Origin of the sequence: Promicromonospora vindobonensis (genome assembly GCF_042685865.1) — a bacterium.
Lineage (GTDB): Bacteria > Actinomycetota > Actinomycetes > Actinomycetales > Cellulomonadaceae > Promicromonospora > Promicromonospora vindobonensis.
Map to the genome: position 1 here is coordinate 2807368 of NZ_JBHUOG010000002.1, position 26228 is coordinate 2833595.

Annotated in this window: 31 protein-coding genes; 12 read left to right on the forward strand and 19 right to left on the reverse strand. The window is 72.3% G+C overall.

The genetic code is table 11. The features are described 5' to 3' along the window. The first annotated feature begins 40 nt into the window (after positions 1-40). The 3 genes from ACFS27_RS25830 to ACFS27_RS25840 all read left to right on the forward strand — a co-directional run bounded on the left by ACFS27_RS25830 (position 41) and on the right by ACFS27_RS25840 (position 2515). Entirely contained in the window at positions 41-478 is a 438-nt protein-coding gene (locus ACFS27_RS25830; protein ID WP_377189555.1) for an Lrp/AsnC family transcriptional regulator, read from the forward strand. Between the two features lie 76 nt (positions 479-554). Further along, positions 555-1196: a DedA family protein gene (locus ACFS27_RS25835; RefSeq protein WP_377189558.1), complete on the forward strand. Its 642-nt coding sequence runs from the start codon at positions 555-557 to the stop codon at positions 1194-1196. A 125-nt stretch (positions 1197-1321) separates the two neighbouring features. After that, a complete protein-coding gene (locus ACFS27_RS25840) occupies positions 1322-2515 on the forward strand; it encodes an MFS transporter (protein WP_377189561.1) in 1194 nt (397 codons plus the stop codon). Here the strand turns inward: ACFS27_RS25840 and ACFS27_RS25845 are convergent. Next, a complete protein-coding gene (locus tag ACFS27_RS25845) occupies positions 2414-3271 on the reverse strand; it encodes a helix-turn-helix domain-containing protein (protein WP_377189564.1) in 858 nt (285 codons plus the stop codon). The two genes, ACFS27_RS25840 and ACFS27_RS25845, sit on opposite strands and share 102 nt — an antisense overlap. Before the next feature lie 156 nt (positions 3272-3427). Between ACFS27_RS25845 and ACFS27_RS25850 the strand changes: the two genes are divergently transcribed. Next, positions 3428-3835: a DUF1304 domain-containing protein gene (locus ACFS27_RS25850; RefSeq protein WP_377189567.1), complete on the forward strand. Its 408-nt coding sequence runs from the start codon at positions 3428-3430 to the stop codon at positions 3833-3835. A 12-nt stretch (positions 3836-3847) separates the two neighbouring features. On the opposite strand, the gene ACFS27_RS25855 is transcribed toward ACFS27_RS25850, so the two are convergent. After that, on the reverse strand, positions 3848-4699 hold the full coding sequence (locus tag ACFS27_RS25855) for a helix-turn-helix transcriptional regulator (protein ID WP_377189570.1): 852 nt from the start codon (positions 4697-4699) through the stop codon (positions 3848-3850). 87 nt (positions 4700-4786) lie between these two features. On the opposite strand from ACFS27_RS25855, the gene ACFS27_RS25860 reads away from it, so the two are divergent. Continuing rightward, positions 4787-5587 carry an SDR family NAD(P)-dependent oxidoreductase gene (locus tag ACFS27_RS25860; RefSeq protein WP_377189573.1) on the forward strand — a complete coding sequence of 267 codons (801 nt, stop codon included), beginning with the start codon at positions 4787-4789 and terminating at the stop codon, positions 5585-5587. A gap of 22 nt (positions 5588-5609) precedes the next feature. Here ACFS27_RS25860 and ACFS27_RS25865 read toward each other — a convergent pair whose 3' ends face one another. The 3 genes from ACFS27_RS25865 to ACFS27_RS25875 form a co-directional block, all read right to left on the reverse strand. After that, entirely contained in the window at positions 5610-6554 is a 945-nt protein-coding gene (locus ACFS27_RS25865; RefSeq protein ID WP_377189576.1) for a GlxA family transcriptional regulator, read from the reverse strand. Then, on the reverse strand, positions 6551-7120 hold the full coding sequence (locus ACFS27_RS25870; protein ID WP_377189579.1) for a cysteine hydrolase family protein: 570 nt from the start codon (positions 7118-7120) through the stop codon (positions 6551-6553). The genes ACFS27_RS25865 and ACFS27_RS25870 overlap by 4 nt, the downstream gene beginning before the upstream one ends. A gap of 191 nt (positions 7121-7311) precedes the next feature. After that, positions 7312-8154 carry an alpha/beta fold hydrolase gene (locus tag ACFS27_RS25875; RefSeq protein WP_377189582.1) on the reverse strand — a complete coding sequence of 281 codons (843 nt, stop codon included), beginning with the start codon at positions 8152-8154 and terminating at the stop codon, positions 7312-7314. A 121-nt stretch (positions 8155-8275) separates the two neighbouring features. Between ACFS27_RS25875 and ACFS27_RS25880 the strand changes: the two genes are divergently transcribed. Then, the gene (locus ACFS27_RS25880; RefSeq protein ID WP_377189585.1) at positions 8276-8848 is read left to right on the forward strand and encodes a TetR/AcrR family transcriptional regulator; all 573 of its coding nucleotides are present in this window, start codon (positions 8276-8278) and stop codon (positions 8846-8848) included. Positions 8849-8891: 43 nt separating this feature from the next. Then, a complete protein-coding gene (locus ACFS27_RS25885; protein WP_377189588.1) occupies positions 8892-9488 on the forward strand; it encodes a DsbA family protein in 597 nt (198 codons plus the stop codon). 9 nt (positions 9489-9497) lie between these two features. Here the strand turns inward: ACFS27_RS25885 and ACFS27_RS25890 are convergent, their stop codons facing one another. Next, positions 9498-10373, reverse strand: coding sequence for an alpha/beta fold hydrolase (locus tag ACFS27_RS25890; RefSeq protein WP_377189591.1), 876 nt, complete (start codon positions 10371-10373; stop codon positions 9498-9500). 33 nt (positions 10374-10406) lie between these two features. Here ACFS27_RS25890 and ACFS27_RS25895 point away from each other — a divergent pair, with 33 nt between their 5' ends. Beyond that, the gene (locus tag ACFS27_RS25895) at positions 10407-12452 is read left to right on the forward strand and encodes a BTAD domain-containing putative transcriptional regulator (RefSeq protein ID WP_377189594.1); all 2046 of its coding nucleotides are present in this window, start codon (positions 10407-10409) and stop codon (positions 12450-12452) included. 165 nt (positions 12453-12617) lie between these two features. Here the strand turns inward: ACFS27_RS25895 and nhaA are convergent, their stop codons facing one another. Both nhaA and ACFS27_RS25905 read right to left on the reverse strand, forming a co-directional pair. Further along, a complete protein-coding gene (gene nhaA / locus ACFS27_RS25900; RefSeq protein ID WP_377189597.1) occupies positions 12618-14018 on the reverse strand; it encodes a Na+/H+ antiporter NhaA in 1401 nt (466 codons plus the stop codon). Positions 14019-14046: 28 nt separating this feature from the next. After that, the gene (locus tag ACFS27_RS25905; protein ID WP_377189600.1) at positions 14047-14874 is read right to left on the reverse strand and encodes a helix-turn-helix transcriptional regulator; all 828 of its coding nucleotides are present in this window, start codon (positions 14872-14874) and stop codon (positions 14047-14049) included. 100 nt (positions 14875-14974) lie between these two features. Between ACFS27_RS25905 and ACFS27_RS25910 the strand changes: the two genes are divergently transcribed. Further along, complete coding sequence (locus ACFS27_RS25910; protein ID WP_377189603.1) at positions 14975-15727, forward strand: SDR family oxidoreductase; 753 nt, start codon at positions 14975-14977, stop codon at positions 15725-15727. Positions 15728-15763: 36 nt separating this feature from the next. On the opposite strand, the gene ACFS27_RS25915 is transcribed toward ACFS27_RS25910, so the two are convergent. Both ACFS27_RS25915 and ACFS27_RS25920 read right to left on the reverse strand, forming a co-directional pair. Continuing rightward, the gene (locus ACFS27_RS25915; RefSeq protein WP_377189606.1) at positions 15764-16498 is read right to left on the reverse strand and encodes an SDR family oxidoreductase; all 735 of its coding nucleotides are present in this window, start codon (positions 16496-16498) and stop codon (positions 15764-15766) included. A 40-nt stretch (positions 16499-16538) separates the two neighbouring features. Continuing rightward, positions 16539-17711, reverse strand: coding sequence for a PQQ-dependent sugar dehydrogenase (locus ACFS27_RS25920; RefSeq protein ID WP_377189609.1), 1173 nt, complete (start codon positions 17709-17711; stop codon positions 16539-16541). 96 nt (positions 17712-17807) lie between these two features. On the opposite strand from ACFS27_RS25920, the gene ACFS27_RS25925 reads away from it, so the two are divergent. After that, a complete protein-coding gene (locus ACFS27_RS25925) occupies positions 17808-18518 on the forward strand; it encodes a TetR/AcrR family transcriptional regulator (RefSeq protein ID WP_377189612.1) in 711 nt (236 codons plus the stop codon). A gap of 67 nt (positions 18519-18585) precedes the next feature. On the opposite strand, the gene ACFS27_RS25930 is transcribed toward ACFS27_RS25925, so the two are convergent. After that, positions 18586-18888, reverse strand: a complete 303-nt coding sequence (locus tag ACFS27_RS25930) for a helix-turn-helix domain-containing protein (RefSeq protein WP_377189615.1) — start codon at positions 18886-18888, stop codon at positions 18586-18588. A gap of 66 nt (positions 18889-18954) precedes the next feature. Between ACFS27_RS25930 and map the strand changes: the two genes are divergently transcribed. Continuing rightward, positions 18955-19731 carry a type I methionyl aminopeptidase gene (gene map, locus ACFS27_RS25935; RefSeq protein ID WP_377189618.1) on the forward strand — a complete coding sequence of 259 codons (777 nt, stop codon included), beginning with the start codon at positions 18955-18957 and terminating at the stop codon, positions 19729-19731. Positions 19732-19751: 20 nt separating this feature from the next. Here map and ACFS27_RS25940 read toward each other — a convergent pair whose 3' ends face one another. Beyond that, complete coding sequence (locus tag ACFS27_RS25940) at positions 19752-20402, reverse strand: hypothetical protein (protein ID WP_377189621.1); 651 nt, start codon at positions 20400-20402, stop codon at positions 19752-19754. 54 nt (positions 20403-20456) lie between these two features. Here ACFS27_RS25940 and ACFS27_RS25945 point away from each other — a divergent pair, with 54 nt between their 5' ends. Beyond that, positions 20457-20951 (forward strand): hypothetical protein, encoded by a 495-nt coding sequence (locus tag ACFS27_RS25945; RefSeq protein WP_377189624.1) that lies wholly within the window; start codon positions 20457-20459, stop codon positions 20949-20951. Between the two features lie 15 nt (positions 20952-20966). Here the strand turns inward: ACFS27_RS25945 and ACFS27_RS25950 are convergent, their stop codons facing one another. The 7 genes from ACFS27_RS25950 to deoC form a co-directional block, all read right to left on the reverse strand. After that, positions 20967-21635, reverse strand: coding sequence for a hypothetical protein (locus ACFS27_RS25950; RefSeq protein WP_377189627.1), 669 nt, complete (start codon positions 21633-21635; stop codon positions 20967-20969). A gap of 60 nt (positions 21636-21695) precedes the next feature. Then, a complete protein-coding gene (locus ACFS27_RS25955) occupies positions 21696-22196 on the reverse strand; it encodes a hypothetical protein (RefSeq protein WP_377189630.1) in 501 nt (166 codons plus the stop codon). A gap of 205 nt (positions 22197-22401) precedes the next feature. Continuing rightward, complete coding sequence (locus ACFS27_RS25960) at positions 22402-23148, reverse strand: SDR family NAD(P)-dependent oxidoreductase (protein WP_377189633.1); 747 nt, start codon at positions 23146-23148, stop codon at positions 22402-22404. Continuing rightward, positions 23145-24029: a fumarylacetoacetate hydrolase family protein gene (locus ACFS27_RS25965; protein WP_377189636.1), complete on the reverse strand. Its 885-nt coding sequence runs from the start codon at positions 24027-24029 to the stop codon at positions 23145-23147. Before ACFS27_RS25965 ends, ACFS27_RS25960 begins: the two co-directional genes overlap by 4 nt. After that, positions 24026-24535: a D-ribose pyranase gene (gene rbsD, locus ACFS27_RS25970; RefSeq protein WP_377189639.1), complete on the reverse strand. Its 510-nt coding sequence runs from the start codon at positions 24533-24535 to the stop codon at positions 24026-24028. The genes ACFS27_RS25965 and rbsD overlap by 4 nt, the downstream gene beginning before the upstream one ends. Next, positions 24532-25533, reverse strand: coding sequence for a ribokinase (locus tag ACFS27_RS25975; RefSeq protein WP_377189642.1), 1002 nt, complete (start codon positions 25531-25533; stop codon positions 24532-24534). Before ACFS27_RS25975 ends, rbsD begins: the two co-directional genes overlap by 4 nt. Then, positions 25523-26227 (reverse strand): deoxyribose-phosphate aldolase, encoded by a 705-nt coding sequence (gene deoC, locus ACFS27_RS25980; protein WP_377189645.1) that lies wholly within the window; start codon positions 26225-26227, stop codon positions 25523-25525. Before deoC ends, ACFS27_RS25975 begins: the two co-directional genes overlap by 11 nt. Position 26228: the final 1 nt, after the last annotated feature.

The following is a 26228-nucleotide window of genomic DNA, read 5'->3' on the forward strand; positions in this document are numbered from 1 at the left end:
GTTTCTTGCGCAATCGTGCGATGTACTGAACGATTCGTTCATGGATGCCGTTAACCGCGCGATCGTCGGAGAACTGCTGCGCGACGGGCGCGCCACGTACCAGGAGGTTGGGGGCGTCGTCGGGCTCTCGGCCCCCGCCGTGAAGCGCCGGGTGGACCTCATGATCGCCCGCGGGGAGATCGCGGGCTTCACCGTGCGCGTGGACCCGCAGGCGATGGGGTGGACCCTCGAGGGGTACGTCGAGATCTTCTGCTCCGGCATCGTGTCCCCGGCCGTGCTCGAGCGGGACTTCGCCCCCATCCCCGAGGTGGTGCGGGTCTCCACCGTGACGGGCGACGCCGACGCGATGGTGCACGTCATGGCGGCGAACATGGAGCAGATCGAGCACGTCGTCGAACGGATCCGGACCGTCACGCACGTGGTCAAGACGCGCACGGCACTGGTGATGTCGAGGGTGGTCGACCGCCCGGGCGCCTGACGGCGGCCACAGGGCGCTCCGGACCGCTTAGGGTGTCCTAACAGGACATCCCTGTCAGGACCGGAGGGCGCCCACGATGATCAGAACCACGGTGTCCGACGACGTGGCCGGCTGGCTCGACGTCCTGGGCCCCCTCACGTTCTACCTCGTGGTCTGGGGCCTCGTGTTCGTCGGGACGGCGTTCTTCGTCGGCGTCTTCATCCCGTTCCTGACCGGCGACGGCCTGCTGTTCGGCGCGGGGATCGTGGCAGGCAGCACGGACCGCATCGACATCTGGGTGCTCGCCATCGGCGTCGGCGTCGCGGCCGTGGCGGGAGACCAGGTGGCGTTCCTGCTGGGCCGCAGGTACGGGCGGCCGTACCTCGAGTCCCGGAAGGGGCGCTGGGTGCAGGGTGCCGTGGCCCGGACCGAGAAGTTCTACGACCTGTTCGGGTGGTGGTCCGTCGTGATCGGCCGCTACATGCCGTGGGCGCGCGTGTTCGTCCCCGTGATCGCTGGCGTGACCCGCATGCCGTACGCGAAGTTCCTCACCGCGAACGTCTTCGGGGCGCTGAGCTGGGCCGTGCTGATCACCGTGCTCGGGTACTTCGCGGCGTCGAACCCGTCGGTGCGGCCCATCGCGTACATCGTGGCTGGCGTGGTCATCGCGGCGTCGGTGGTGGCGGGTGTCCGCGCGTGGCGGCAGGACCGCGCGACCCGAACGTCGACGGACGCGTAGGAGCCGCCGAGAACGGGTCGAGGGCCCAGCGAGCACAACCCCGGTCTCGAGCTTCTTGGCCGACCGATCAACGGGGGGCGTCACGGGATCAACCGGGCGGAGCGGGCGGCGGCCAGGGTGAGGGTATGCCCACCCAGAGCGCCACTGTGCCCGCACAGCCTTCACCACCGAGCCCTGACCTGAGCGCCCCACGCCGCGCGACCTGGGCCCCGGTCGCCGCGCTCTCCTCCGGTATCGCGATCCTGGTCGCGAGCGAGTTCCTGCCCGCGAGCGTCCTGCCGGGCCTCGCGGCCGACATCGGCGTGAGCGAAGGCACGGCGGGCCTCGCCGTGGCCGCGACGGCGATCGCCGGAGCCTTCACCGCGCCGAGCATCGCCGTGCTGCTCCCCCGGGCTGACCGGCGCACGGTGATGCTCGGCCTGCTCGCCGCCGCCGCGGTGTCGAACCTCGCGGTCGCCGTCGCGCCGAGCTTCGCGGTGCTGCTGGTCGGCCGCCTCCTGCTCGGCATCGCGATTGCCGGGTACTGGTCGTTCGCCTTCGGCGTCGGCACCCACGCCGTCCCCGGCAGGGACCGCCTGGTGTCGTCGGCCATCTCGTTCGGCGTCAGCATCGCGACGGTGCTCGGCGTCCCGGTCGGATCGATCGTGGGCGACGCCGTCGGTTGGCGGGCGGCGTTCGGAGGCGCCGCCGTCCTCTGCGCGATCAGTGCGGTCGCGTTCGCCGCTGCCATCCCGTCCGTACCGGCCCACCCGACGGCGGGCCTGCGGATGCTGAAGGAGGCCCTGCGCAACACGCGGCTGATGGCAGGCATCGGTTGCGTGGTGCTGGTCGCATTCGGCAACTTCGCGGCCTACCCGTACATCCGCCTCGCGATCGACCGCATCGATCCCGGCGCCACCACCTGGATGCTGCTGGCGTGGGGCGCCGGCGCCGTCACGGGCACGATCGTGGCCGGGCTGCTCGCGCGCCGGCTGCGCCCGCTGGCCGCTGCCGCACCGATCGCGCTCGGCGTCGCCCTCGTGCTCACCGCGAATGCCTCGTCCGTGCCGGTGCTGACCGTCGCGGTGGTCCTGTGGGGCTTCGCGTTCAACATGATCCCCGTCATCGTCCAGCTCTGGGGCGCACGGGTCGAGCCCCAGCGGACGGAGTCGGCGATGTCACTCAGCGTCACGGCCTTCCAGGTGGCGATCACCGTGGGCTCCGCGCTCGGCGGGTTGCTACTGGACGGGTACGGCGTCCGGCCGCTGCTGCTGGTCGGGGCGGGAGCGGCGGTGGCGGCGGGGCTCGGCTGGGCGTTCCTGCGGATACCCCGCGACTGACGCCCTCGGGATCGCCCGCCACGCGAGCGGCGAGACGCCGTGGTCGGCGGTGAACGCCCGGCTGAACGCGGCGACCGATCCGTACCCCACCTCGAACGCCACCCGGGTGACCGCCAGGCACTGCTTGGTGAGCAGGGTGCGGGCCCGGTTCATGCGCACCTCCCGCAGCATCCGCATGGGGCTGTGCCCGGTCGCGCGGCGGAACCGCTCGGTCAGCGCCGAGCGCGACAGGTGCACCAGGCCGGCCATCCGGTCGAGCGTCCACGGCTCGCCCGGCTCGGCGGCGAGGGCCGCCACCACCTCGGCGACCTGCGCGTCGTCGGCCGGGCGGCGGCCGTCGCCGGCCTGGCCGGCGTGGTCTGCGGGGTGCCACATCGACAGGATCGCCGCCCCGACGAGAGCTGCGTAGGCCGACGCGAACTGGTCCGCCGTGCACTTCGCCGAGAGCGGGCACGTTGTCACGAGGGTGACGACGCCGGGGTGCTCCTCGCCGAACCCGCGCTGGACCAGCGGGCTCGGCAGCGGCGTGGACGGGACGGACCGGCGCAGGTCCCCGTGCACGAGGTCGGTCTCGACGTCGGCAGTGAGCCGGTGCGCCGTCCGCGAGTCGACGAGCACCGCGTCGCCGGGCAGGATCGTCCGGCGGTCACCGGCCGTCTCGAGGGTCACGGCACCGGACAGGACCAGTCCCCAGAGCGCGCCGGGCCGAACCAGGCTCGCCTCAGCAGGCAGCCGCTCGCGCCGCAGCGCCGTCATCTCCCATTCCATACGAACCGGAGCCACGAAGGCGCGCTGCCTATTCCCGGACGACCCGGTCCGGTCGGTGCGAACCCGGCGGCCGTCCGGCGCGCTGAGGAGGTCCCTCCCCTGACATACTGCCGATCACACCCCCGCCTCGAGAAGGAATCCACAGTGCTGGTCGTCGGACTTGTCCTCGCGGGTATCGCGGCTCTGATCCACGTCTACATCTTCTACCTGGAGTCCTTCGCCTGGACGGACCGGAAGACGCTGGCGACGTTCGACATGACGGCGGAGCAGGCCGAGGCGATGCGGCCCATGGCCCTGAACCAGGGCTTCTACAACCTCTTCCTGGCGATCGTCACGGTGGTCGGCATCGTCCTGGCCGCCACCGGGTCGACGGCGGTGGGCGCTGCGCTCGTGCTCTCCGGCGCTGGCTCCATGGTCGCGGCGGCGCTGGTCCTGGTGATCTCGGACCCGTCCAAGCGTGGCGCGGCGCTCAAGCAGGGTCTCGTCCCGCTGCTGGGCGTCATCGCCGTGATCGTCGGCCTGGCGACCGGACCGACGTGGTGGTGGGCGTGACGACCGACGACCTCAGGTGGCGACGTCCATCCGCTGGGTCCCGATGACCGACAGGAGGCGCAGCGCCTCCTCGGACGACGATCCCGGATCGGCCGTGTAGACCACGACCTGCTGGTCCTGTTCGGTGAGGTCGAGCGAGTCGCAGTTCACGGTGACCAGCCCGACCAGCGGGTGCTGGAAGGACTTGCGCAGCGTGCGGGTGGTCTGCACGTTCCCGGCGGCCCAGAGCTCGGCGAACTCCGGGCTGCCCGCGACGAGCTCGTCGACCAGCGCGGTCACCTCGGGGTCGCCCGGGTACCGGGCCGCCGTGACGCGCAGCCTTGCGGTGGCGGAGCGGGCGAACTCGGCGGCGTCGGACACTCCGTACAGCCGGTCGCCCGGGGCCTCCGGTCCGAGGAAGGCCCGCCGCGCGAGGTTGCGCTCGCGCCGGGGCAGCGCCGACCAGTCCTCCATGAGTGCCGCCGCGAGGCCGTTCCAGCCGATCACCTCGAGGGTCGCGGAGGTCACGAACGCCGCGGCCTGCGGCAGTCGGTCCAGCATGAGCTGGATGCTCGGGCGCACCTCGCGCGACGGTCCGGGCGGCGGGCCCGGCGGGACGCCGGCGAGCTGGTGCAGGTAGCTCCGTTCGGCGTCGGAAAGGCGCAGCGCCCGGGCGAGCCCGCCCAAGACCTCGCGCGAGGGATGCGGGCCGCGGGCCTGCTCCAGCCGCGTGTAGTACTCGGTCGAGATGTACGCGAGCTGCGCCACCTCCTCGCGGCGCAGGCCCGGTGTACGACGTCGCTGCCCCGCGGGCAGTCCGACGTCGGCGGGGCTGATCCGCTCGCGCCGGCCGCGCAGGAACGTCGCGAGCTCGGCTCTGTCCATACCCCCGAGTATGGGCGGGCGCCGCGACGGTAGCCAGGTACCCGCGATGCCTGGATAGGTCCCGGGATCCGGCGCAGGCTCGTCGGTATGAGCACACCAACCACCGAAGCGACCACCGCGACGACCGGAGCCGGCCTGCTGGCAGGCAAGGTCGCCTTCATCACCGGTGCCGGCCGCGGCATCGGCGCCGCCGCGGCCCACCTGTTCGCCCGCGAGGGCGCCACCGTGCTGCTCTCGGCCCGCACGGAGTCGCAGCTCAGAACAGTGACCGAAGAGGTCCGGGCGGCGGGCGGCACGGCGGAGTACGTAGTGGCCGACCTGTCCGACGCCGACAGCGTGCGCGCCGCCGTCGACCACGCGGTGGAGCTGTACGGGCGCCTGGACGTCGCGTTCAACAACGGCGCCGCGTTCACCCCGCCCCAGCCGCTGGACGAGGTGTCCGAGGCCGACTTCGACCGCGTCTACGCCGTCAACCTGCGCGGGCCGTGGCTGGCCTTGGTCGCCGAGATCAACGCCATCCGCGCCACGGCGGGCACCGGCGCCATCGTCAACAACACCAGCATCGGCAGCCTGCGGGCCAACCCCGTGCTGCCCGCCTACGGCGCGATGAAGCGAGGCCTGAACAGCCTCACGGAGTCGGCCGCCGTGACCTACGGCCCGGAGGGGATCCGGGTCAACGCGGTATCCCCCGGCGGCACCTACACGGAGATGATCCGGACCTGGGAGGAGCACACTCCGGGGCTGATGGAGCAGATGACGCCCGCGGTCCCGCTGCGCCGCGGGGCACAGCCCGAGGAGATCGCCGAGGCCGCGGCCTGGCTCCTGAGCGACCGCGCCTCGTACGTCACGGGCGCGATCCTCCAGGTGGACGGCGGCGCAGGCGCCTGACCCCCGGCCCGTTGAGCGCTGGCTATGGGTGGGGCGTGTTCCGGAGGCGGCGGAGCATGCGCGGGTCCTGGAAGCCGACGGTCCGGGCCGCGGACTCGACGGTGGCCCCGTGACCGATGAGGTGCTCGGCCCGCTCCAGCCGCAGCAGCTGCTGGTAGCGCAGGGGCGTCACCCCGGCCGCCCGGGTGAACAGCCTCGTCAGGGTGCGCTCGGCGACGCCGGCGTGCCTGGCCAGGTCGGTGAGCGGCAGCGTGCGCGCGAAGTGCGTGTCGATGTGGTTCTGCACGCGGTGGACCGTGTCGTCGACGTGCGACCGGTGCCGCAGCATGGCGCTGGCCTGCGGTTCCGTCCCGTTCCTCCGGGCGTACACGACCATCTCCCGTGCCACCCGCGCGGCGAGCGCCGGGCCGTGCCGCATGGCCAGCAGGTGCAGCGACAGGTCGATGCCGCTGGCGATGCCCGCCGACGTCACCACGCCGCCGTCCGTGGTGAACAGGACGTCCCGCACGACGTGCGCCCGGGGGTACCGGGCCGCGAGGTCGTCCTGGACGGCGTGGTGCGTGGTGCACCGCCGGCCGTCGAGCAGTCCGGCCTGGCCGAGCGCGTCGGCGCCCGCGCACACGCTCGCCGTCGTGCCGCCCGCCGCGTGGTGCTCGCGGAGGCGCTCCCGTACCGGCTCGGTCACGTGCGGCCAGGCCGCCGGGTCGTTCCCCACGCGCCAGCCGGGGACGACGACGAGGTCGTCCGGCCCCAACGTCGGCCAGTCGGTAACCGCGACGAGCGGGAGGCCCTGCGCCGAGGCGACCACGCCGGCGTCGGGCGCGGAGCGGTCGCCTGCCGGTACGCCGGAGACGTACCGCAGGTCGTAGGGGTGGCCGAAGTCGCCCGCCGTGAAGAACGCCTGCGCGGGGCCCGCCAGGTCGAGCAGGTGGACCCCGGGCAGGAGCAGGAGGACGACAGTGGTCACACCGGCGATGGTGCCACCTCAGCACGGGAGGCGGCCTCCGCCTCGAGCGTCGCGACGGTGGCGATCCGCGCGAACCGGTCACGGAGGACCGCCTCGGTGCGCTCCAGGATGTCGGCGGCACTGAACCGGCCCAGCGGGTCCGTGCTGGTCGCGTCGCTGACGAACGTCATGTCGTAGCCGAGGTCCGAGCCGACGCGCGTCGTGGTCTCCACGCACTGCTCGGCCCGGATGCCACAGACCCACAGCTCGCCCACGCCGTGGCTGGTGAGGACCTGCTGCAGGTTGGTCGTGGTGAACGCGTTGTGCGAGGTCTTGCGGAGGACGGGCTCATCGGGGCGGGGCTCGCTCAGCTCCTCGAAGAACCGGACGTGGCCGGACTCGGGGTCGAACGCGTTGCCCGTGCCTGGCTCGGTGTGCAGCACCCACACGATCAGGTCACCGGCCGCGCGAGCGACGCCGACCAGCCGGTTGACGGGCTCGGCGACGGTGGGGTTGAGCGTGTCGGCCCACTGGGGGCGGGCACGGAAGGACTCCTGGACGTCGACGACGATCAGTGCTCGGTTCATGACCCCAGTCTGTGTCCGGCGCCGCGCATGCGGGAGGCCGGATCGGGTCGCAACCCGGACGGATCTGGCCACCCCCGGATACGTGTGTTCGGCAGAAGGTCAGGTGTTCGGCAACCCGGGGCTGCCGAACACCTGACCTTCTGCCGAACACACGCACCGGGCCGGCTGGCTAACTGCCCGCCCGCTCCGCGTCAGGCCTTGACGAACGCCAGGAGCGCCTCGTTGACCTCGGCCGCGTGGGTCCAGAGCAGGCCGTGCGGCGCACCCTCGATCTCGACGTACTCGGCCTCGGGGAACGCCTTGTGGAACGGGCGGGCCGTCGCGTCGATCGGGAGGATGTTGTCCTTGGTCCCGTGCAGGATCAGGGACGGCTTGCCCGCGGCACGGACTGCCTCGACGTCGGCCCGGAAGTCCTCGATCCAGGCCGAGACGACGGCGTACGCCGCGACCGGGGCGCTCCGCGTCGCCGTGTTCCAGCTGGCCGTGACGACCTCCTGGCTGATCCGGCTGCCGAGGTTCTCGTCCAGGTTGTAGAAGTCCTGGTAGAAGTTCGTGAACCAGGCGAAGCGGTCGGCACGGGCCGCCTCCTCGATCCCGTCGAAGACGGACTGCGGCACACCGGTCGGGTTGTCGTCGCCCGCCACGAGGAACGGCTCGAGCGAGGCGAGGAACGCGAGCTTGGCGACCCGCTCGTGCCCATGGTTCTTCACGTACCGGGCCAGCTCGCCGGTACCCATCGAGAAGCCGACCAGGATGACGTCGCGCAGGTCGAGGGTGTTCAGCACGGTGTTCAGGTCGGCGGCGAACGTGTCGTAGTCGTAGCCGGCCCCGGCCTTGCTCGACTGCCCGAACCCGCGGCGGTCGTAGGTGATGACCCGGTAGCCCGCGGCGATCAGCTCGCGGGACTGGCGCTCCCAGCTGTTGCCGTCCAGCGGGTAGCCGTGGATGAGGACGACCGGCTGGCCCGAGCCGTGGTCCTCGTAGTAGAGCTCCGTGGTGGTGCTGTTCTCGGTGTCGACGGTGATGTAACCCATGATCTGCCCCTTCGTGGTCCGCGCCCGGTGGAGAACGGTCGTTCTCTGCCGATATCCGGTACAGTAGAGAACGATCGTTCTCCGCGCAAGTCGTGCGGAGCGAAAGATGGGGTGAGATCGGATGATCGACGAGAAGACCGCACGTGAGGCCGTGATCCGGGCGGCGGACGAGCTCTTCTACACGCGCGGCGTCCAGGCCGTCGGCATGGACGCGGTACGGACGGCGGCAGGCGTGTCGCTCAAACGCATCTACTCGCTCTTCGCGTCCAAGGACGAGCTCATCGTCGCCGTGCTGCACCATCGCACCACGATCTGGGACGCCGGGCTCGCCACCACGTCCGAGCGGGCGACGTCGGCGCGCGAGCGCATCCTGGCCATCTTCGACTTTCTCGACGCCTGGTTCCGGGAGCCGGACTTCCGCGGGTGCGCGTTCATCAACGCCCACGGTGAGCTCGGCGCGTCGTCCTCTGCCGTCGTGGACGCCGTCCGCGAGCAGAAGCGCACGTTCCAGGAGTACGTCGCCCGCCTCGTGGCCGACGCCGGCGCACCCCCTGCCCTGGCGCCCCAGCTTGCGATCCTCGCCGAGGGGGCGCAGACCACCGCCGCCATCTCGGGCAGCCCGGACGCCGCCCACCAGGCGCGGGCCGCCGCGGAGACCCTGATCGACGGCGCCACCGGTCGGCTCGACCGGTGACGACACCCGCACACCGGCGATCGACCGATGGGACGATTGAGTCATGACGACCGACGAATCCGACGGCGCTACGCGAGAAGCAACCCCGTTCCCCCTGCAGAGCGGCCCGCACGACGGCGACTTCGCGTTCCGCTGGGCCTACGGCAATCCCGAGGCACCGTTCACGATCGTGGAGTTCGGCGACTTCGAGTGCCCGTACTGCGGGGCGGCCAAGCCCGTGCTGGCCGATCTCGTCAACGGTTCGGAGGGCCAGGTGCGCCTGGTATGGCGCCACTTCCCCCTGTTCGAGCCGCACCCGTTCGCACTGACCGCTGCCCTCGCGGCAGAGGCAGCGGGGCACCAGGGAGCTTTCTGGCCCATGGCAGGCCTGCTGTTCAAGAACCAGGCCAGCCTCGACGACGCGTCGATAGTCCGCTACGGGGAGCAGCTCGGCCTCGACACCACCGCCCTGGTCGGCGACCCGGCCCAGCGGTTCGCCGATGCCGTCCGGACGGACTACCAGGACGGCATCGACGCAGGCGTGCACGGCACGCCCACGCTGTTCATCAACGGCCAGCCGTACACGGACGGCGTCACGGTCACCGACCTGCGGGACACGATGGGGCTGTCGCGCAAGCGCGCGTCGCGCTTCCGCCGGTAGCGAGCCGGGCTACCGCGCCAGCAGCGCGCGCAGCTGGGCGACCACCTCGTTCGGAGCCTGCTCGGCCATGAAGTGCCCGGCATCCAGGGTGCGGTGCTCGAGATCGGTGGCCCACGCGGACCACAGCCCCGCCGCGTCGTACCCGAGGGCGGCGCCCCAGTCCTGCTGGAGCACCGTGACCGGCATCGCCAGGCGCCGCCCCGCCGCCCGGTCCGCCCGGTCGTGCTCGACGTCGATCCCCGCCGACGCGCGGTAGTCCGCCACGATGGACGGCACCGCCGCACGCGAGGCCCGCAGGTACTCCGCCCGGACCTCGGCGGGGATCGCGTCCGTGCCCGTGCCCCAGGCGTCGAGGAAGAACCCGAAGAAGGCGTCGGCGGAGGCCTCGATCATCCGCTCGGGCAGACCGGGCGGCTGCGCCATCAGGTACAGGTGGAACGCGACGGCCGCGTCCGCACCGTGCAGCACGTCCCACATGTCGAGGGTCGGCAGCACGTCGAGCACCGCCAGGTGGGTGACGCGTTCCGGGTGGTCCAGGCCGGCCCGGACCGCGACGAGCGCGCCGCGGTCGTGGCCGGCGAGCGCGAACGTCTCGTGCCCGAGGGCCGTGGCGAGCTCGACGACGTCCTTGGCCATCGTCCGCTTGGCATAGGTGGACCGGTCGTGCTCCGCGGGCTTGTCGCTCGCACCGTAGCCGCGCAGGTCGGGAACGATGACGGTGTGGTCGCCCGCGAGGTCCGCCGCGACGTGCCGCCACATCAGGTGCGTCTGCGGGAAGCCGTGCAGCAGGACGACCGGGCTGCCCGCCCCGCCGACGGCTACGTTGAGGACGACGTCGCCCACGGCGACGCGCTGGTAGTCGAACTGAGGAATTGTCGGTGTCATGCCCCGAATCTCCAGCACGTGGATGAGCAAGCGATGAGTGCAGAGCCCGGCGGCCGACCCGGCCCGCCCGCCGACGCCCGGCCGGCCCGGCCGGCCCCGGTGCGCGTCGGGGTGCTCGGGCCCGTCACCGCCTGGGTCGACGGCACGGAGGCCGCTCTGGGCGGCCCGCGCCAACGGGCGGTGCTCGCGCGGCTGGTGGTCGCCCGCGGGCGCGTCGTGACCACCGGACGGCTGGTCGAGGATCTGTGGGAGGACCCGCCGCGGGGTGCGCTGGTCACGCTGCGCACGTTCGTCGCTGCTCTGCGCCGAGGTATCGAGCCAGGGCGGACGGCGCGCACCCCGGCCCGGCTGCTCGTGACCGACGGCCCCGGATACGCGCTGCGCGGCGTCGAGGTGGACGCCTGGTCGTTCGAGGCCGCGGTATCCGACGCGCGCGACCTGGCACCCGCTCCCGCGCAGGCCGCCCTCGACCGTGCGTTCGAGATCTGGCGCGGGACTCCTTACGCCGCGCTGGACCAGCCGTGGGCGGTCGCCGAACGGGCCCGGCTGGCCGAGCTGCGGCTCGTCGCCACGGAACGCCGGGCCGAGGCGCGGATCTCGCTCGGTGCCGCTGCCGACGTCGTGCCGGGCCTCGACGCGCACGTGGCCGAGCACCCGTGGCGGGAGGAGTCGTGGCGCCTGCTCGCGCTCGCGCTGTACCGGTCGGGTCGGCAGGCGGAGTCGCTCGCGGTGCTGCGGCGGGCGCGCACGATGCTCGCCGGCGAGCTCGGCGTCGACCCGGGCCGGCGGCTCGCGGAGCTCGAGACCCAGGTGCTGCGGCACCAGGTGGATGCGGGTGCCGCAGCCACGCCGGACGACGTCTGGCGGGACAGCACGACCGCCTACGAGCGCGTCGTCGCGGCCGGCGCGCGCTCCCGGCTGGAGTCCACGGCGACCCTCCTGCGCGCCCTTGCGCTGACCGGTGGTGCCGGTCTTGCCGCGGCCCGGTCCCAGCGGGTGGCCGCCGTCCGCGCCGCGGAGCAGCTCGGCGACCCGGAGCTCACCGCCCGGGTGATCGGCGCGTTCGACGTACCCGGAGCCTGGACCCGGTCCGACGACGCGGAGCTCGCCGCCGAGGTGGTCGCCGCGGCGGAGCGCACGCTGGACGCCCTCCCCGCCGACGCACCCGACGCCGTCCGCTCCAGGCTCCTCGCGACGGTCGCCGTCGAGTCGCGCGGCCTGCCCGGGCCACGCGGTCCGGAGGCTGCCCGCCGGGCCGAGACGCTCGCCAGGCAGTCCGGTGACCCGGCAGCGCTGGCGTTCGCCCTGGCCGGCCGGTACCTGACGGCCTTCGACGGCGCGGGGCCGGCCGGGGACCGCGACGCGATCGGCGCGGAGCTGGTCGACCTGGCCGCCCGGCACGGGCTGTCCACCTTCGAGGTCCTCGGGCACCTGGTGCGGATGCAGGCCCTGTCCGCGCTCGGCCGGTGGGACGCGGCGCAGCAGCACGCGGACGCCGCCGCCGGGCTCGGCCGACGGCACGAGCGGCCCCTGGTCGAGGTGTTCACGCGATGGTTCGCGGCGCTGCGGACGGCGGCGTCCGGCGCCCCGGCGGACGCCGCCGAGCGCGCCTACCGGCAGGCCGCTGCGACCCTCGACGGATCCGGGATGCCGGGGTTCGCGGACGGCCTGCTCCCCCTCGCGGTGCTCGCGCTGCGCGTCTGGCACGGGCTGCCCGCCGACGACGGACACGGGCCGGCCGATGGTGCGGTCGACGGCGGTGGCCGTGCTTCCGATGGCGGCGGCTGGGGCCCCTACGAACCGTGGGCCCGCCCGCACCTGCTCCTGGCCGGCGGGATGGACGCCGAGGCGGCGGCCGCCGTCCGCCATGTCTCCGACCCTCCGCCCGGCCTGCTCACCGAGGTGCTGTGGATCCTGGCCGGGCGGGCGGCCGTCGCGGTGGGTGACCGGCGGATCGCCGAGCGTGCCCGCACAGCGCTCACCCCGGCCGCGGACGAGGTGGCGGCGGGCAGCGGCGTCCTGACGGCTGGGCCGGTCGGAGCTCACCTGCAGGCCCTGACGGAGTTCCTCGCGAACTGACGGATCCCTGCGGGCGGACGAGATCAGTGAGTTCGGTCGGACGTTCGACCGAACTCAGTGAGTTCGGTCCGTTGGTACGAGATCGGTCCATTGATTGACCGATCTCATACCAACGGACCGATCTCACTGATCTGGGAATGCAAGCGACCGAACTCACCTGCGACGTCACGCCGGCTGGCGCCAGGCCCCCTCGGGGAGCGGCGGCGGACCACTGGCCTCGTTCGGCGAGCACAGCGGAAAGCGTTCGCCGAAGTACCGGAGGATCACCACGCCGATGACGCCGGACAGGATCGACCCGACGATGATGCCTACCTTGGCCTCGTTGATCAGCGCGTCGTCGTCGAAGGCGAGCTCGCTGACGAACAGCGCGATGGTGAAGCCGATGCCGCACAGGAACGCGCCGCCGGCGAGGTGCCCGTAACGCACCTGGCCGGGCAGGGTGCCCAGCCCGGTCACGAGCGCGATCATGGCTCCGACGAAGACGCCGATCCCCTTGCCGAGCACCAGGCCCACCAGTACACCGAGCGTGACCGGACTGGTCATGGCGGCGCTGATCGACTCCCCCGACAGCACCACGCCCGCGTTGGCCAGCCCGAACACCGGCACGACGAAGTACGAGCTCACCGGGTGGAGCGCGTCGAGGATGCGGTCGCTCGTGGGGACCGCCGACCGCGCGGCGCTGACGGCGAGGCGCGAGCGGGTGGGATCGAACTCCTCCATGAGCGCACGCCCGTAGAACCCGAGATGTCGCCGCGCCTCCTCGTCGTGCCCGCGCCGGACGGTCGGGACCGAGAGCCCGACGACGACGCCCGCGAGAGTCGGGTGCAGCCCGGACTCGAGCACCGTCACCCACAGGATCAGGCCGACCAGCAGGTACGGGGGAATCTGCCAGACGCCGATCCAGCGCATCGCGAACAGCACTGCCGCGAGCAGCGCAGCGAGCACCAGCGCTCCCACGGAGATCGCGTCGGAGTAGAAGATGCCGAGCAGGGCGATAGCCCCGATGTCGTCGAAGATCGCCAGCGTCAGCAGGAAGACGCGGAGCTGGTCCGGGCAGCGCGGCCCGGCCAGCGCCAGCACGCCGATGACGAACGCCGTGTCCGTGGACATCGGCAGGCCCCAGCCGGACATGTCCGGGCCGGACGGGTTGAGCAGCAGGTACAGCCCGATCGGGACGGCCAGGCCGCCGATCGCCCCGAAGAGCGGCACGGACGCCGCGCGGAAGGTGCGCAGCTCACCGACAGTGAGCTCGCGGTTGACCTCGACGCCGACCACGAAGAAGAACACGGCCATGAGGAAGTCGTTCACCCAGTGGTGCAGGGAGAGATGCAGCTCCCAGGTGCCGACCGTGAGGTTGACCGGCGTCTCCCAGAGGTCGTGGTACGAGCCGCCCGCCACGTTCGCCCAGACCAGGGCGATGGCCGACGCCGCGAGCAGGAGGGTCGCTCCGCCGCCCTCTGTCGCGAAGTAGCTCCGCAGTCCCGGCGACAAGCGCGGGTACGGGACGGCAACCCTGGGCCTAGGCCCCGGCCGGTTGGGCACACCGGTGGGGATCCGATCTGTCACGGGTCAAGAATGACAGAATCGGACGGCATCAGCCGACCGCTCTCGTCGCGGCGATCGTGCCGAGCAGGGCCAGTGACTCGGCGGCAGGCGAGCCGGCAGGCGCGTGGTAGACGACGAGCTCCTGGCCGGGCGCTCCCCTGACGTCGAACACGTGCACGGCCAGCTCCAGGTGGCCGACCTCCGGGTGCCGGAATCGTTTGCTGGTCAGGCGTTTGCCGCGGGCGTCGTGCTGCTCCCACATCCGCGCGAAGTCCGGGCTCTTGACCTGCAGCTCGTCGACGACCCGGCGGATGACCGGGTTGCCCGGGGTGAGCCCGTCGGCCAGGCGGAGTCCGGCGACCGTGTTCTCGGCGACGACGTGCCAGTCGGGATAGAAGGTCCGGGCACCCGGGTCGAGGAAGGTCGTGCGGGTCAGGTTCCGTGAGAACGGGAACCCACCGAAGAGCGCCTCAGCGAGCGGGTTGCTCGCGAGCACGTCGAACGCGCGGCCGAACACGAGCGCCGGGCTGTCCTGCCAGGAGAGCAGGAGCTCCAGCAGCGAGCTGTCCGCCTCTTCGACCGCGGCAGGGGACGCCGGGCGGGGGCTGAGGCCGGCCAGGCGGTACAGGTGCTGCCTGCCGTCGTCGTCCAGGCGCAGCACCTCGCCGAGCGAGTCCAGGACCTGTGGCGACGGGCTCACCTCCCGGCCCTGCTCCAGCCGGACGTAGTAGTCGACGCTGACGCCGGTCAGCATGGCCACCTCTTCACGCCGCAGGCCGACGACGCGGCGCCTCCCGTAGACGGGCAGCCCGAGCGTCTCCGGTGTCAGCTGGGCGCGCCGGCCGCGTAGGTAGTCGCCGAGCGGTGATGCGGTCATGCCTTCGACGCTACCCGCCCCACCGCGCCTGTCCAGGGTGCGCTGCACCCAGGAGGAGGGCGCCCTTCCTTGGCGCGCCGCGGCGCCGCAGCCTGGATCCATGACCACAGAGACGAACACCCGGAACAGCACCGCGAAGATCGTCCTCGTGACCGGTGCGAGCAGCGGCATCGGCGAGGCCACGGCGGTCCGGCTCGCGGCGGAGGGCCATCACGTGGCCCTCGGTGCCCGCCGGACGGACCGCCTCCAGGCACTGGTGGAGAAGATCCGGGCGGACGGCGGCCGGGCGAGCGCCCACCGGCTCGACGTGACCGTCCGCGACGACGTGCATGCCGTCGTGGACCACGTCGTCGAGGAGCACGGGCGCATCGACGTCATGGTGAACAACGCCGGGATCATGCCGCTGTCCCGGCTCGACGCCCTCCTCGTGGACGAGTGGGACCGGATGATCGAGGTCAACGTCAAGGGTCTGCTCCACGGCATCGCCGCGGTGCTGCCGCACCTCCAGCGGCAGGGCGGCGGGCACGTCGTCACGGTCGCGTCGGTCGGTGCGCACGAGGTGGTCCCGACGTCGGCCGTCTACTCCGCCACCAAGTTCGCGGCGTGGGCGATCACCGAGGGCCTCCGGCTCGAGTCGGACCCGAGCATCCGGGCCACCACGATCACGCCGGGCGTGGTCGAGAGCGAGCTCGCCCAGCACATCTCGGACCCCCTCGCACGGGACGCGATGCAGACCTATCGGCGCAATGTGATCCCGGCGGACGCGATCGCCCGCGCCATCTCGTTCGCGATCGGCCAGCCCGCCGATGTCGATGTGAACGAGATCATCGTGCGCCCGGCAGCCCAGCGATGAGGGCGCGGGCCGCCCGTCAGGGTGCGCCGTGGCCACTCACGCGAGGCCGCCGTTGACGAACACCGTCTGCCCGTTGATCCACCGGGCGGGACCGGCGAGGGTCGCGACGACCTCGGCGACGTCCTCGGGCGTGCCGAGCCGCCCCCTCGGGTGGGCGCCGACGATGCGGTCGACGACCTCCTGGGACTTTCCCTCGAAGAACAGCTCCGTCGCGGTCGGTCCAGGAGCGACGGCGTTGACGGTGATGTCGTTGCCGGCGAGCTCCTTCGCCAGGATCGGGACCAGCGCCTCGACGGCGCCCTTGGTGGCGGCGTAGGCGCCGTAGGTCGGCAGGTGGGTGCGGGTCACGGTGGTCGAGAACGCGACGATGGCGCCGCCTGCGCGCACCCTCCTGGCCGCCTGCTGGGCGATGACGAAGGTCCCGCGGACGTTGGTGCGCAGCAGGCGGTCCAGGATGTCGAGGTCGAGCGCGGACACGGGGGCCAGCGGCATGATCCCCGCGGCGTTGATCACGACGTCGATACCGCCGAACCGCTCCTCGACCGACTCGAAGACCCGCTCGATCACGGGCGCGTCGGCGATGTCCGCCTGGTAGGCCCTGCCGGTGCCGCCGACGGCCTCGATCTCCTTGACCGAGGCGACCGCCTCATGGTGGTCGGCGGTGTAGACGATCGCGACGTCGTACCCGTCGGCGGCCAGGCGGCGTGTGACGGCGCGGCCGATGCCGCGCGATCCGCCGGTGACGACGGCGACCCGGGGTGTGCTGCTCATGGTGTGCTCCTTGGTCCGAGGATTGATGAGTCGGTGGCGGTCAGTCGGTGGGGCCGAGCTCGAGCCGGAGGATCCTGTCGTCACCCGGCCTGGCCTCCGTGCCGCCCCACGTCGCGCCGTCGGTGTTGGAGGTGACCAGCCAGAGCGCGCCGTCGGGCGCGACCTCGACGGTGCGGATGCGGCCGTGCTCGCCGGTGTAGTGCTCGATCGGGTCCCCGGTCGCTTCGGGTCCGTCCACGGGCAGCTGCCACAGGCGCTGGCCGCCCAGGGCGCCCATCCAGAGAGCTCCGTCGGCGTAGGCGATGCCCGACGGCGACGCGTCGTCGGGATGGATGGTGAACAGGGGCGGCTCACCGGTGTCCCCTGCGACGCCCTCCGTCTGCGGCCAGCCGTAGTCCGCGCCGGGACGCAGCACGTTGACCTCGTCCCAGGTGCGGTGCCCGAGCTCCGAGGCGTACGCCGTCCCGTCCGGACCGAACGTGATGCCCTGGACGTTGCGGTGGCCCGAGGAGTAGACGGCGGTCCCTGACGGGTTGTCCTCCGGGATCGAGCCGTCGAGCGCGACCCGCAGGATCTTGCCGTTCAGCGACCTGTCGTCCGCGGCGTTCTCAGGCAGGAACGCGTCGCCGGTGCCGATCCAGAGGTGGCCGTCCGGTCCTATCCGCAGGCGGCCGCCGTGGTGCCGGTCGGCGGTCTCGATGCCGTCGAGCAGCACCCGCGAGACGTCCAGCGAGTCGAAGTCAGGCCCGATCTCCAGGGCGACCACCCTGTTGGTCGGCGAGCCGGAGGCGTAGGCGAACACCGTGCGGTCGGTCGCGAAGTCGGGCGACACCACCAGGCCGAGCAGGCCGCCCTCCGAGCTGGTCTCCACGTCGGGGACCACGCCGACCTCCTGCGGCGGTCCACCGTCGGCCGGCACCCGCAGCACCCTGGCCGTCAGCCGCTCGGTGAGCAGGGCCGACCCGTCCGGGAGGAAGGCCAGCCCCCAGGGTGCCTCCAGCCCTGTCGTGAGCTCGGTCAGCTCGCCAGGACCGGCGGCAGGTGCCGCATCCCCCGCCTGGTCCGGCGTCCGCGCCTCGTCGCCGGCCGCGCCTGCCTGACCGGCCTCTCCACCCGGGGCGGACGTCGGTCCACCGCACCCGGCGGTCATCAGAACTGCCAAGGACGCCGTGGCGGCGGCTGCCACCAGGGCGGTACGCGTTGCGTTGAACACGGGCGTTCCCTCCGTCGAAGTGTTATCGCCGGTAACGCTAACTCTGTTATCGCTCGCAAGCAAGTGTCGATATCAAATCTGCGTTATCGTTGATACATGAGCGAGCCCACCAGCACCCGGCAACGGATCCTCGACGCGGCAGCAGGCCTGCTGGAGGAGCACGGGCGCGACGGCGTCACCACGCGCGCGGTGAGTCACGCGGCCGGGGTCCAGCCGCCGACCATCTACCGGCAGTTCACCGACATGAACGGCCTGCTGGAGGCAGTGGCTGCGCAGGGCTTCGACACGTACCTCGCCCAGAAGCACGGCGTCGACCTCACGGACGACCCCGTCCAGGACCTGCGCAACGGCTGGGACCTCCACGTCGAGTTCGGCCTCACCCACCCGGCCCACTACCTGCTCATGTACGGCAAGCGCACTCCGGGCGAGACGTCGGCAGCCGCCCAGCGCTCGGCCGACCGGCTGCACCTGCTCGTCGAGCGCGTCGCCGCGGCGGGCCGCCTGGCGGTCACCGTTCGGACCGCCGCCGCGATGATCCACTCCGCGGGCAGCGGCCTCACCTTCCACCTCATCGGGACGGCGCCCGGCGAGCGCGACCCGGAGCTGCCCGGCCGGCTGCGGGAGGCCGTCCTCCACGCGGTCACGGGTGACGCACCGCCGAGCGCTCCCAGGTATCCGCAGCACGCCACGGCGCTCAAGGCCGCCCTCGGGCAGACCGGCGGGCTGCTGACCGCGGGAGAGCAGGCGCTGCTCGGCGAGCTGCTCGACCGGCTCGGGAACTCACGGGGCGATCGCCGGCCGTCCTGACCCTCAGCCCAGAGCCGGGCTCACCCACCTGCCCCGGCAGGCGCAGGGACGGCCACGGGCGGATGGCCTACGAGACCAACCGCGCACGCGCCTCGCGAGCCGAGCGCGCAGGCTCGACGCCGCCGTCGGGCCGGCTGATCTCGGCCCAGACCGCGTCGAGCGAGAGGCCGAGGACGTCGGCGATCGCCGCGATGGTAGGGAAGGCCGGTGTGGCCACCCGGCCCGACTCGATCTTCCGGAGGGTCTCCGGTGACACGCGTGCGTCGAGCGCGATCTCGAGCATCGAGCGTTCGCCCCGCGCGCGGCGCAGCAGGGCGCCGAGGCGCTGTCCACGTTCGAGTTCGGCGGGGGTGAGGGGCAAGCGGACCATGACCCAATACTAATACCGGGATAACATGGCCGGGATAGTTATTGGTCGCATGAGAGAGGTGCCCGCATGATCGAGATCTTGAACCGCACGGAGCTGGCCCGGGCGAAGGACACGGGCGCCCTGGTCGCGCACATCCTGCAGACCCTGAAGGGCCGCAGTACGGTCGGCACGAACCTCCTGGACATCGACCGGTGGACCAAGGCCATGATCGCCGAGGCCGGCGCGCAGTCGTGCTACGTCGACTACGCGCCGTCCTTCGGCCGCGGGCCGTTCGGCCACTACGTCTGCACGGCCGTCAACGACGCCGTCCTCCACGGGATGCCGCACGACTACGCGCTCGCCGACGGCGACCTGCTGACCCTCGACCTCGCCGTCTCCCAGGGCGGAGTAGCCGCGGACTCCGCCATCAGCTTCATCGTGGGCACCAGCAGGCCCGCGGAGAGCGTGGCCATGATCGACACGACCGAGCGCGCCCTGCGCGCGGGGATCGCCGCCGCCGGCCCCGGGGCGCGCGTCGGCGACATCTCCCATGCCATCGGCACCGTCCTCAGCGAGGCGGGGTACCCGGTCAACACCGAGTTCGGGGGCCACGGCATCGGATCGACGATGCACCAGGACCCGCACATCGCGAACACCGGGCGGCCCGGCCGTGGGTACCGGCTACGCCCCGGGCTCCTGCTCGCGCTGGAGCCGTGGGTCATGGCGGACACCGACGAGCTCGTCACCGACGCCGACGGGTGGACGCTCCGCAGCGCGACCGGCAGCCGGACGGCGCACAGCGAGCACACGATCGCCATCACCGACGACGGAGCCGAGATCCTCACCCTGCCGCGGCAGGTCTGACCGAGGTCTCGGGGCGGCGCTCACGCGATGCCGTCCGCCGCGGCTCGTAGTGCCGCCAGCTCGTCCGGCGCCGAACTCCGGGCGACCGCCGCGATATCGCAGAGGTCCTGGCGCCGGTCTGCTGCGAAGGCCTCGGCGATCTTCGCCGGGTCCTCCAGCAGGACCCGGTAGATCTCCAGGCCGGCGGCGTAGAACAGGTCGACGAGCTTGATCTCGCCGGAGGCGTTCTTCATGACGTTGCCCGGGTTGTGGTCGAGCCCACCCCAGAACGGGATCGACGTCGCCGCTTCGGCGTCGAGCTGTTCGGCCCTCCGGCGGACCTCGCTGATCGGGTCGTCCGGCTGGCCGGCAGCCCACCGCTCGACGACGCCGTCCGCCACGGCCGGGTCGACCGGCAGCAGGAACTCCATCACCGTGAGGCGGCCGCCGCCAGGCAACGGGGCGTCGAAGTCGATCCGCGGCAGCAGCGGATGCCCCTCGAGGCCGCGGCACAGGTTCACGAAGACCTCGTAGGCGGGCTCGAACGGACTGACCCTTGCGACCTGCGTCCCGTCGGGCGAGCGCCAGACCGTCGCCCAGTCCCCGAGGCCGCACACGTTCCAGCCGTCGGCGAGCAGGCGTCCGGCGGCCTCGCGGTGCGGCAGGTGGCGGAAGGTCTCGAAGGGGCTCACGCTTCCGGAGCCTAGGAGAGCTCCCGGACTCGCGGAAGCGAATAGATCGGCCGGGTGACCGTCACCGCGCCATCGCACTACGTCGACCGCCTGAAACCCAGGCATACGAACGCCGATCTCAAGACGTGCGTTGACCGTGCGCCTCAGCGCCTGAGTGCCACCCTCGATCGGCACCATGCCGTTACCGGCCATCGGCTCAAGTACGCGCGGGGCAGCGTGATCGGCAACCACGACGTCGACCGTGTCCCGGTCACGGCGAAACCGGTGCGCCACGGATTCCCGCCGATTGTGCTCGGGCTGAATCTCATAGCCCAGACCGGTCAAGACGTGCGCAGTCGCCCTGGGCCGCCCCCGGCCGGTCTCGACATGGACCACGATGTCGACGTCGTTGGTGGGACGCATGGCGGCAAGCCCACCGTTGATGGCATGCAGCTGCACCATCAGACCACCGATCAGGGTCCAGTGCGGGTGCGGAAGCTCTGCCGCGATCTCGGGCGACGTTCGGCCACGGATACACCCACCCCCCGGCCGGCGTTGCTACGTCTATGACACTCCGCTCGGCGATCACCGGAATCGCGCCAGCGCCAGCTCGACCGCCCGCACGCCGGCCGCCCGCTCCCGGGTGTCCAGGGACGCACCCAGGTCAAGGCCGGCGAGGACATCGCCTCGCTCTGCGATCCGAGAGACGATCTCCAGGTCGAAACCAGTCGCCCGAAGAGTCACGTTTCCGCCCTCGCTCGCGTCATGGAGGCGGTAGCGCGCCATCAGTTGGCCGTACCGAATCGCCGAGACGTAGCCGTCGACCTGTTCACCTGTCGCGGCAGTGAGATCGCCGACCGCCTTGGCGCTGCCAGAACCGATGACCTCACCGTCAAGCCTGCCCACGACAGCACGATGCCCCATGAGGCGATGAACCGTTGCCCGGTTCCGGGTCCGCGCAACGAGCTCTTCGGCGGTGGCCCTTCGAAGCTCACTCTTCAATCGCGAACGCTGCGCCTGGCCGAGCCAGGTCGCCTCGACGCGTTCCAGAAGTGCGACCGCCGCCCAGGCCGTCGCTTCTTCCCATGCTCGCCGCTCGTGCCCCTGACGTGCTGCCTCGTGTCTCAGAACCGACTCCCAGTCGAGCCGGTCCGGACCGATAGGCACGAGGTCGCCCAGCCGCGCGAGCCGCTGGACCTGCCGCACAGACAGGCGCAAGCGATCCGCAGCCTCGGCGACAGTCACGATCTGCATACGGATAGCGTCGCAGTGACGACACTATCCGTCAATTGGAAACGGCGACGACATCAGCCGTCACCGCCGCCGCGGCAGGGGCCTCGGCTCGTCCGGGTCGCCGCCCGCGCCCGCACCGACTCCGGCCGGGGCCAGCGCGGCGGCGAGCTCGGCCTCGTCCGCCGTCGCGCGGCAGTAGACGCGCTTGCCGGTGCCCTTGCACAGCTGGTTCAGCCCGGCGGCGAAGGCGTTCAGGTCCTCCGGGTCCGCGCGGCGGAACCGGCGTGACAGCGACCAGTGCTTGACCACGTCGTCCAGCGTCGTCGGGCGCACCATCCCGAACAGCGACACCAGGTGGTTGGACAGCCGGATCACGAGCCGGGCCCCGTCCGGGCTCTCGGCCACGAGCTGGGCGCTGCGCAGGCCGTCGTCCCCGACCGGGCCACCGAGCAGGCGCTCCAGCTGGCCCAGCACCGAGGCGGGGTCGACGACGTGGGATCCGACGCTGCCGTCGATCTCGCCGCCGTCGATGGTCAGGGCTGCGGTTTCGTCGTCCGGGACTGCGAAATACTCGAACCTCATGCGGGCATCTTTCCGCATGTCAGAGGGTGCTCGGTGCCACGAAGGGCCCGCGGGCCGGCGGCCCGGCCGTGTCCCGGCAGACGGGAATCGACTCCAACGGCGTGCACGCCTCGATCGGCGTGTCCCGTGCCGTCCGTTGGGGTCGTCGGGCCCTTCGTGACTGTTGCGACATTGTGTCCGAGCGTGCACACCTCGAGGCCCCGGGTCAGTCCCGGCGCACGCGCAGTGCCTGCATGCCGCCGTCCACCGCGAGGCTGGTACCGGTCGTCGATCCCGCGAGCGGGCTCGCGAGGTAGGCGACCGCCTCTGCGACCTCCTCGGCGGAGACGAGCCTGCCGTGCGGCTGCCGCGCCTCGAGCGCTGCCCGCTCGGCCGCGGGGTCGCCCGCGCTCGCCAGGAGCCGCCCGATCCACGGCGTGTCGACGGTGCCGGGGTTCACGGCGTTGACCCGGATGCCCTCCGACACGTGGTCAGCGGCCATCGCCTGGCTCAGCGCCAGGACCGCGCCCTTGCTGGCGCTGTACAGCGCGCGCCGGGGTAGCCCCGCGGTCGCGGCGATCGAGCAGGTGTTGACGATCGAGGCGGCCGGCGAGCGCCGCAGCAGCGGCAGCGCGGCCCGGCTCGTGCGGGCGATCCCCACCACGTTCAGGTCGAGGACCCGCAGCCACTCGTCGTCGGGGTTGTCGGCCACGGTGCCCTGCGCACCGGTGCCCGCGTTGTTGACCAGCACGTCCAGCCGCCCGAACCGGGCCTCGACGGCGGCGACGGCGGCGCTGACCGACGCACCGTCGGTCACGTCGACGCCGAGCGCGAGGTCGGCGTCGGCCGCCTCAGGGTCGACGTCGAAGACCGCCACCCGTGCGCCCGCCGAGCGCAGCCGCCGGACCACCGCCGCGCCGATCCCGGAGGACCCGCCCGTGACGACCGCGACCAGTCCGGCGAAGGCGGTCACGCGTGTGCCTCCGCGGCCGGTTCGGCCGCCCAGGCCACGTACTCCTGGCGCTGCCGGCCCAGCCCGTCGATCTCGGTCTCCACGACGTCGCCCGGCCGCAGGTACGGGAAGCGGCCCGACAGCGCTACGCCCTCCGGCGTTCCGGTGAGCAGCACGTCCCCCGGCTCCAGGGCCAGGTACTGGCTCAGCGTGTGCACCAGCACGTCGACGCCGAAGATCAGGTCGGCGGTCGTGGAGTCCTGGCGCGGCTCGCCGTTCACCCACGACCGCAGGCGGAGGCCCGCTACGTCGGCGCCGTCGACCTCGTCCGGTGTGACGAGCCACGGGCCCAGCGGGGTGAACCCCGGCGCGCACTTGCCCTTCGACCACTGGCCGCCGGACTCCTCGAGCTGCCAGGCCCGCTCGGACAGGTCGTTGGCCACGGCGTACCCGGCGATCACCGCGCGGGCCTGCTCGGGCGAGTCGAGGTAGGAGACCCTGCTGCCGATCACCACGGCGAGCTCCACCTCCCAGTCCGTCCTGCGGCTTCCCCGCGGGATGGTGACGGTGTCGTCCGGCCCTGCCACGGTGTTCGGCGTCTTGAGGAAGACGACCGGCGCCTCCGGCGGGGCGGACCCGGACTCGGCCGCGTGCGCCGCGTAGTTCATGCCGACGCACACGATCGCGGACGGCCGGGCCACCGGCGCGGCGAACCGTGCGCCGGCCGTCTCGACTGCGGCGAGCGTCCCTGCCGCGAGCGCCGCCCGGGTTCGTGCGACGCCGTCGGAGGCCAGGAACGCGCCGTCGACGTCGGCGGTCAGTGACCCGAGGTCGTGCCACCCGGCGCCGTCCTGCACCACAGGACGCTCCTGGCCAGGGGTTCCGATCCGGGCGAACCTCATCGCTTCTCCTCTGCGAGGTCGGGGCGCACCGCTTCGGTGATCAGCCGGCGCCGTTCCACGTACGCGGGCAGGATCGTCACGTCGTCGTCGGCGAACCAGTCGAAGGGTGCGGTCGAGGCGACGAGGGCGAAGTTCGCCCACGGCTCGAACGAGCCGGACCGCACCACGACCTTGGCACGCGGGGCCCACTCCGCGATGAGCGCCTCGTGCGTGGTCGCGTGGAAGGTGGCACCGGACCCGGTGAAGATCTCCTGGGTCTCGCCGTAGAGGCGAGGGTGGTGCGTCTTCAGCTCGCCGGCGAGGTGCACCTCCTCGACGAAGATCTCGTCGAGGAGCGTCCGGAGCACCGTCCGGACGTCGATGTGCCCTGGTGTCAGCCCGAGGTCCACCCGGTTCGCCCCTGCGGGGATCGGGAAGCCGGCGTCCGTGACCAGCACGACGTCCGTGTGGCCGAGCGTGGCCAGGTCGCGGGCCAGCTCAGGGTGCAGGATCCGTCCGGCTCTCATCGTCGTGCCTCCGTGCTCGTGGTGGTCGTGGTGGTCGTGGTGGTCGTGGTGCTCGCCGTGGTGGTGGTCAGGTTCGTGGCGAGGTAGGCCTCGACGGTCGTCCGGTCCTGGTAGGACGGGACGGTCTCCCAGTGCTCGCAGCACAGGGCGGCGACCGTGCCGGCGAACCGCGCGGCGTCGGCCAGGTCCCTGCCCTCGCCGAGGGCCACGGCGAGGGCGGCGTTGAAGCTGTCACCGGCACCGTTCGAGTCGACGACGGTGACGCGGACCGGGGGCACCTCCGTGACGCGGTCCGCTGTGACCACCAGGGCGCCGGACTCGCCGAGCGTGACGATCACGGCCCGCGGGCCGAGGTCGAGCAGCCGGCGGCCCAGGTCCTTGGCGGAGACCACGTCGTCGGGTCCGAGGCCGAGTGCGACCTTCGCCTCGTGCTCGTTCGGCGTCAGCACGTCCACGCTGCTGAGGTCGGTGTGCCGGAGGTCGACGGCGGGGGCGGGGTTCAGGATGGTGGTGACCCCTGCGGCGTGCGCCAGCGCGAGGGCGTGCAGGGCGGTCTCGAGCGGGATCTCCAGCTGGGCGAGCGCGACGTCGGCGGTCCGGACGAGCTCGGCCGCGGCGTCGACGTCGGCCGTGGAGAAGCCGGCGTTCGCCCCCGGGTCGACGACGATGACGTTGCGCCCTGCCGTGTCCTTGACGATGAACCCGACACCCGTCGACGTGCCTGGCGCGATGCGCAGGCCGGTCAGGTCCACGCCCTCGTGGGTCAGGAGGTCGCGGAACTCGGCGCCGTAACTGTCGTCACCCACGACGCCGAGGTACGCCACCCCGGCCCCGAGCCGGGCCGCCTGGACCGCCATGTCGGAGCCCTTGCCGCCGAAGGTGCCGCGGAAGTCTCTGCCGATCAAGGTCTCGCCGGGCGCGGGGATGCGGTCCGCCGTCATCACGAGGGCCTTCGCGTAGCTCCCGATCACGGCGACGTCCGGGCGTTCAGTAGGCATCGGGGTCTCCCACGAGCCCGTCGACGATGGCGGGGCCGGAGCTCGTACCGACCAGCTCTGCGCCCGCCGCGAAGAGCGACGCCATCTTCTCCAGGGTGTTGACCTTGCCGGACACCTTCACGCGGCAGGGCGGTTCGATGTTCTGAGCGAGCAGACGCACGTCGTGCTCGGTGGCGGCGAGGCCGCCCTTGCCCCAGCCGGAGGACTGCTTGACCCAGTCGACGCCTGCCTCGTACGCGATGCGGGTGGCCCGCACCTTGAGCTCGTCCGTCTCCAGGAACCCGAACTCCAGCATCGCCTTGACCCGCACGCCCTCTGCGTGGGCCACCCGGACGATCTCGCGCACGTCCTGCGCGTACAGCTCCTCGTCGCCGCCGAGGAGGAGGCCGGGGTGCGGCGGGAAGTCGAACTCGTCCACGCCCTCTGCGACGAGCGCCCGGAGCGCCGCCAGCCGCATCGTCAGGGTGTCGTTGGCCATCGGGAAGTTGAGGGTCGACGCGACCCGCACCTCCGTGCCTGCCAGCACGTCCTTGGCGAGCGACACCCAGTACGGCGCGATCATCGCGGCGTCGAAGCCGTACTCGACGCAGGTCTCGAGGTGCCGCACGACACCCGCCCGTGTCAGGTCCGGGTTGACGTTCGTGTACTGGATCGCCTTGGCGACCTGTTTGGGGTCGGTGAAGTCGACGGTCATC